2 protein-coding genes are annotated in these 7,274 nt (G+C 61.3%); one reads left to right on the plus strand and one right to left on the minus strand.

What is annotated here, in order from left to right:
- On the minus strand, positions 1 to 3,404 hold a 3,404-nt coding region (locus CLV65_RS08580; protein ID WP_100346300.1), incomplete at its 3' end, for an Ig-like domain-containing protein.
- 526 nt (positions 3,405 to 3,930) lie between these two features.
- Between CLV65_RS08580 and CLV65_RS08585 the strand changes: the two genes are divergently transcribed.
- On the plus strand, positions 3,931 to 7,274 hold a 3,344-nt coding region (locus CLV65_RS08585), incomplete at its 3' end, for an Ig-like domain-containing protein (RefSeq protein WP_169925505.1).

Raw genomic sequence — 7,274 nt, forward strand, 5'->3', positions numbered from 1 at the left:
AGGGTGTTGCGCAGGTAGGAGACCGCGCTCCTCCTCACGCCCAGCGAATCGCCGGTCAGCTCCTTCACCGACACATCGAACGCAGCAGACACATTACCCGCAGTCGCCACGACCTTCACCGTGCCCTTGGCGACGCCGGTCACGGTGCCGTCGGAGGAGACCGTCGCGACCTTCGGATCGGTGGAGCCCCAGACGACGGTCTTGTTCGTGGCGTTCGCCGGGGACACCGTCGCCGAAAGCCTCACCGAGGACCCCACGGACACCGTCTTCGAACCCGACACCGACACCATCGACACCGGCACCGTCACCGAACCAGCCGCCTTCACGACCACCGACACCGTCGCCGACTTGCCATTCGCCGAGGAAACCGTGACCGTCGCGGTGCCGGCCTTCACGGCCTTCACCAGGCCAGTGGAGGACACGGTCGCCACCGACGAGTCAGACGACTTCCACGACACGGTCTTGTCCGTCGCGTTCGACGGGCTCACCGTAGCCGACAGCTGCTGCGAATTACCCACCGTCAGCGACAAGGAAGACGGAGACACCGACACGCCCGTAACAGCCACCGAAGCCGCCGTCACGGTCACCGTGGCGGTCGCGGTCTTGCCGTTCGACGAGCTCGCGGTAATCGTGGCGGTGCCCGCCTTCACGGCCTTCACCAGACCGTTCGCGTTCACCGTAGCCACCGACGAGTCCGAGGACTTCCAGGTCACGGTCTTGTCCGTCGCATTGCTCGGCGCAACAGTCGCAGACAGCTGCTGCGAGCCACCCACCGTCAGAGAGACAGACGTCGGAGACACCGACACACCCGTCACATCCACCGTGGTCGAGCTGCCGCCGCTGCAGGTGGCGGTCGTAAGCGAAGTCTGACCGGAGGTCCAGCTCACTGTGCCGCCGGTGTATGCCATGCCATCCGCTCCGGAGCCAGGGTACTGGCTGGAACCGTTGGTGAAAATGACCTTGGCGTTGCTTGCCAGGTCGTCGGGCACTTCGTACTTATAGGTGCCGGCGTTGGCGCAGTCATCAGAGGAGTCCACCTTGGTCATCGCCACGCCAGGCCACGCCGCGTTCTTCGCGGTGCCTGAGCCGCTGTACACGTAGGCATACAGCGTGCCGCTCCAGCCGGAGGGCATCGTGGCGTAGATCACGTTCGTCGCCTTCGGCGCCTCGCCCGTCACGGTTGCCGTGATGCTTGCAGAGGCGGAGCCGGAGTTCGCCTTGGCGGTAATCGTCGCGGTGCCGGCCTTCTTGAACGTCACCGTGCCGTCGGAGGCAACAGAAGCCACGGACGCGTCGGAGCTGCTCCACGTCACACGCTGGCTTGCCTCAGCAGGGGTGACGGCGGCGGTGAGCTTGAGTGTCGTGCTGCCAGTGGAGATGTCACGGGTCGCCGCGCCATTGGAGACACCGTCACCGCTAATCGTCACGCCCGTCGCATCCACACCGGAGCCGCCTTCATAGTCGGTCTCCTGAGAGTCGATGTAGGTGTCAGGGTTGTAGCCCATCTTCTCCATGTAGGTCACGCAGTACTTGTCGCAGGGGCTTTGCGTACCATCGCTGGGATCGTAGGTCGGATCGCCCTGTTTCGTATACGAATACGTGTGGGTGATTGTCTCGCCGTTGGCACCGGTGCCGGTCACCGTCACGGTGAGCACATCGCCCTTCTTGGCGCTGGCGCCGATCTTCACGGTGTCGCCATCCACATAGGAGCCGGACTGGCCGTCGGACGTCGTGTAGGTCGTGTTGGTGGCCTGGTAAGCGCGCAGCGTGATCGTCTTCGACGTGCCGGGGATGGTGCCCTTGTTGGGGTATGCCTCGGCTGTGGAGATGATTGCGGAACGGGTCTTATTGGAGAACGCTGCAATGCCCTTGGCCTTCACAGAGCCGGAGGTGATTGTGCCGCCGGAGACGACCAGCTTGCTGCCAGTGACCTCGTCGGTGTATGTGCCGTTGGCGAGTTTGGTGGACGTGCCGGCCAGGTTCTTCTCACTACCGTTTGCGTTTGCGACCACGACGCCATCCTGCGCGGAGGAACCGGCGTAGCGCTCAACCATCAGGCACAGGTCGTCACCGCAATTGGAGACGTTGGAATCCTCGCCGACCATGGCGTTGCGGAAGTGGTTCACCGCCACGACCTCGGGGTCCTTCCACAGATCGGAGCCCGCGTCGCCCAACTTGGAGTTCTCGTTGAACGGGCCGCTGCCGTTGCCATACGTGCCAGCCTTGCCCGTGCCGTACGTGCCGCCGTCCTTGTAAGGGCGGTCGAAGAACAGCGTCATGCCATTCTTCTGCGCAGTGATGCCAGCCCAGCCGTACTTGATCCACTCATCGTTGAGCTCCTGCGGGATGTTCGCCTCGCCATTGGCGAAATTGTCATGGGATTCAACCCAGTTGACGGTCTTGTCTTCCGTCACCTTGTTGTGTTGCGTGAAATGGCTCGCAGACAGGGACCCGTGCTGCACGCCGTTGCGCACCTCATGGCCGAAGCTGGAATCAGTGATGCCACCCTTGCCGGTGGAGCTGTTCCAGAACAGATCCGCGTAATCGGCCTCGCGCACGTTCGCGTCCTCGAGCACTTCGCCATACTGGTACTGCGCGCCGTTCTGAAGAATGGTGTTCCAGTAATTCGACGTCTTGCCGCCGAACACCTCGTCGGGCAGCTCGATGTGCTTGGCCGCGTCATAGCGGAAACCATCGGCGCCGTCCGCCACCATCTGCTTGAGCAGGTCCGCCATGCCGGCGGTCACCGTGGCGTCCTGGGTGTTGAGGTCCCACAGGCCGGAAAGCTTGTGCTGGGTGCAGTCCTCGCGGTTGTTGTAGTCGGAGATCTGCTTGTCTTCGTGGAAGTAGCTCTTGTTGCGCCAACGGTCGGCGATCACGTCGAAGTCAGACGTGAAGTGGTTCGCCACCACGTCCACGATGATGCGCACGCCGTACTTGTGTGCGACCTCGCACAGCTCCTTGAAGTCATCCTCAGAGCCCACTACGTAGTTGCCGATTGACATATCGACCGGCTGATAGACGTAGTACCAGTTGAGGTACCAGTTGCCGGTGCCGAGCTTGCGGTTGTCCTTGATTTTCTGGATTGGCTCGGTCTGCACGGATGTGTAACCCGCCGCGGCGATATCCGGGATGTTTTCTTCAATGGTCTTGAACGACCATTCGAACGCGTGCAATGTGGCGCCGTCGCGCATTTCCTTGGCGAGGCCATACTTGTTGCGCGCGGCTTCGAACGTGGAATTGCCCACGGTGCTCGAATAGCTGTCGCGCGTAGAGGTTGTGGCGGCGGAAGCCGTTGTCGTAGCTGTCGCCGCGATGATGCCGCCCGCCAGCAAAGTTGCCAGCGCGACAAAGAGTGCGATGATTCTTCTTCTCACACTGACATGCCAACTGTCATGCCCCATGTCGGTTCCTTCCGAATGAGTGATTCTCTCGATATTCCCTGGCGTGGAGGCGCTGATGCGTAGCCTCTGCGTTTGTCGCGGCGCATCACTGCGTCTCGTTGCGACTCCCGTTTGTCTCTCACCGACATGAACATACGGCGTTCATACGGCTGGAAGACAAACCACCAGATTCTGGCACGCACTAAAAGTGCCTGCATGCCAAAACATAGTCCATTTTATATGGGCGGTGAGCTTCGGGCAAAATGAGAAAAAGTGCGCTGCGCAAGAATTTCGCGGATTCGAATGACGCTCCTATCTTGCTGCGTACTATTTTCCGCGAAAATGTAGTATCCTTGTACATAGCTTTGACTGTTCCCGAAGACGGGTGCGGTCAAGGTGCCAGGCGGTTGCCTTGGCACTCCGTGGATGCAGTTCGCGGGGATTCTGGCAATGGCGTGCAGCGTTTGCAGCCATGAGAAGGGTTCCATCGAGCAGCAAGCCCCTGAGAAAGATACACAATTATTCATTTCCGTCTGAAAGGACAGTAATGGAAGGGAACACTAGGCGTAGTGGCCTGGCGAGGAAGGCTGTCGGCCTTCTCGCGTCCGTAGCAACGCTGCTCACTGGTGGCGTTATTGCGGCATCTGCGGCGTCCACCGCCTCGGCAGCTACAGTAAGTACTACCAGCTATGACCGCACGTTGGGCAATGCCACGTTCGAAGCCGCACGCAATAAGTACGGCCTTGCCAAAGAGATGAAGGATGGCGCGATTCTCCATGCCTGGATGTGGTCGTTCAAGACCATCTCCGCTAACATGGCAGACATTGCCGCTGCTGGTTACACATCGATCCAGACCGAGCCGATTCAGCTGTGCAAGCAGAACACGGCGAACGGCAAGAAGTTCGATGAGAACTGGTATTACGTGTACCAGCCCATCGACAACGATGAGATCGGCAATTTCGTGGTCGGCACGGAAGACGATTTCAAGGCGATGAACGAGGAGGCCCACAAGTACGGCGTCCGCGTCATCGTTGACGTCGTGGCCAACCACATGACGTCCGACTACGGCGCCATCAAGGGCCGCTGGGCGAATTCGAGCCTCTACCGCGGTGGCGGCAGCAGCTACGAGATCTCGAATTGGAACAATCGCTGGGAAATCACCCACAAGGCCCTTCTCGGCCTGTGGGAGATTGATTCCAACAATCCGACCACCGGGCAGTACATGCAGGAGCTCCTCAAGAAGGCGGTCGCCGACGGCGCCGATGGCTTCCGTTTCGATGCCGCCAAGCACATCGAGCTTCCGGGGGAGTTCTCTTCTGATTCCAATGGCTCCCCGTATTGGAATTCCATTCTTGACAATGGCGCGCAGTACCAGTATGGCGAGGTGCTGCAAGACAGCGTCTCCCGTGATGCGGATTACGCGAACCTGTTCAATAGCCATTCCAGCAACGGTGGCGGCGTGACCGCTTCCCAGTATGGCAACACGGTTCGCTCCGCAATCCAGAGCAGCAATCTGAATGCCGGCTCGTTGTCTAACTATGCATCGTCGGTTGATCCGGACAAGCTCGTGACTTGGGTGGAGTCCCACGATAATTACGCGAACTCCGACAAGCTGTCCGTCTCGATCACCGATTATCAGCTCACGATGGGCTGGGCCATCATCGGTGCACGCGCAGAAGGTGCCCCGCTGTTCTTCGACCGCCCCTATGGTTCCGGCGGCAACAATGCTCAGTTCACCGAGCAGACGAAGCTTGGCGACAAGGGCTCCGATCTGTACAAGGATTCGCAGGTCGCGGCAGTCAACCACTTCCGCAACCAGCTGGTGGGAAGCTCCGAATACCTGGCGAACTGTGGCAGCAATTCCTGCCTCATGATTGAGCGCTACAAGTCCGACGGCAATGTGCTCAACGATGGCGTGACCATCGCGAACATGGGCGGCGACGTCAACCTTTCCGGCACGGCCGTGAAGCTTGACAACGGCACCTACACCGATGAGGTCAACGGTGGAACGATCACGGTTTCGAACGGCACGATCACTTCCGGTACCGCCAAGGGTGGCAAGGTGAGCGTGTTCTACAACCGCTCCACCAACCTGTGCTCCATGGGCGCTTCCGTGGCTGACGGCAAGTCCTTCACCACCGACACGCTCGATGTGACGCTCACCGCGAGCAGCAACTGCAAGACCACGACCTACACCACCTCCGAAGGCGCCTCCGGCTCCTTCTCCAACGGCACGGTCGTGACCCTCGGCGGCTCCACCGCCACCGGCAGCACGGTGACCCTGACGCTCAACGCCACGGATTCCGATGGCAACACCTACACCTCGAAGTACACCTACAAGAAGAAGGACCCGAACGCGGTGAGCGTGGCATACGCCACGAAGCCCGCCAGCTGGAGCAACCTCTATGCGTACGTGTACGTCGATGATTCCTCTGCCTCCACTGTGACGCAGAACGCCGCGTGGCCTGGCGTCGCGATGACCAAGCTCACCGCGTCCGACGGCTGCGGCGATGCCGGCATGTACAAGTACGAGGTTCCGTCTGACTTCGAAGGCACGGTGCGCATCATCTTCACCGATGGCCAAACCGGCACCTCCACGAAGTACCCGGCCGACACCGCCCAGGGCGTTGATGCCGCGGGTCTGCTGATCGACGGCACCTACTACTGGGATGGTGGCACCTCCTGGACTGAGAAGAGCTGCGGCACCAGCACGACGACCGTGAACTCCATCGCCATCGACCAGGCCGACTACACGACCGACATCTCCAACGGCGCCACCACCAAGAAGCTCACAGCAACCGTGGATCCTTCCACCGCGTCCGTCTCTTGGTCCAGCTCCGACTCCTCCGTTGCATCCGTTGCCTCTGATGGCACGGTGACGGCGAAGAAGGCGGGCACCGCCACGATCACCGCGAAGGCCGGCACGAAGACCGCGTCCATCAAGGTGACGGTGACGGGCACCGTTCCGGTTGCCAAGAACCGCATCTATGTGACCGCTCCGAGCTGGTCCACCGTGTACGCGTACATGTACACGGGTGATGGCTCGAGCGCCGTGAGCAACGCGACCTGGCCTGGCGTGGCCCTGACGAAGATCTCCGGCACGGACAGCTGCGGTCAGTCGGGCTACTACTACGATGTGCCTGACGACCTGGCGAGCGGCGCGAAGGTGATCTTCAGTGACAACGGCAGCTCCACGAACCGCTACCCGGCTGACAAGGCCCCGGGCATGGATTACGACGGCGGCACGGTGAGCTGGAAGGTGGGCGACACGTCGCTCTCCTCCGTGACCTGCGTCGCCCCGACGGTTGCTGTGACGGGTGTGACTGTTTCGCCGACGTCCGTCTCCCTGACGGTGGGCGGCTCGAAGCAGCTGTCCGCGACGGTTGCGCCGAGCAATGCGACGGACAAGACGGTGACGTGGAAGAGCTCCGATACGTCGGTGGCGACCGTGTCCTCCACGGGCCTGGTGAAGGCCGTGAAGGCGGGCACCGCGACGATCACCGCCTCCTCGTCGAACGGCAAGACCGCTACCGCGAAGGTGACGGTTGCCGCGGCTTCCGTCGCGGTGACGGGCGTGTTCGTGTCTGGCAATGACAGCGTCACCGTTGGCGCCACCACCCAGCTCACCGCAACGGTTAAGCCTGATAACGCGACGGACAAGACCGTGTCGTGGAAGTCTTCCAACTCGTCGGTCGCCACCGTGTCCTCCACCGGCTTGGTGAAGGGTGTCAAGGCTGGCACCGCCACCATCACCGCCTCTTCGTCCAACGGCAAGACCGCCACGATCTCCATCACTGTGAAGGCGGCTGGCTCGGTGACGGTGCCGGTGTCGATGGTGTCCGTGTCGGGTTCGAAGACCGTGAGCGTGGGCGCCACGACGAAGCTTTCCGC

It is taken from the genome of Pseudoscardovia suis (assembly GCF_002797875.1).
Taxonomy (GTDB): Bacteria; Actinomycetota; Actinomycetes; order Actinomycetales; family Bifidobacteriaceae; genus Pseudoscardovia; species Pseudoscardovia suis.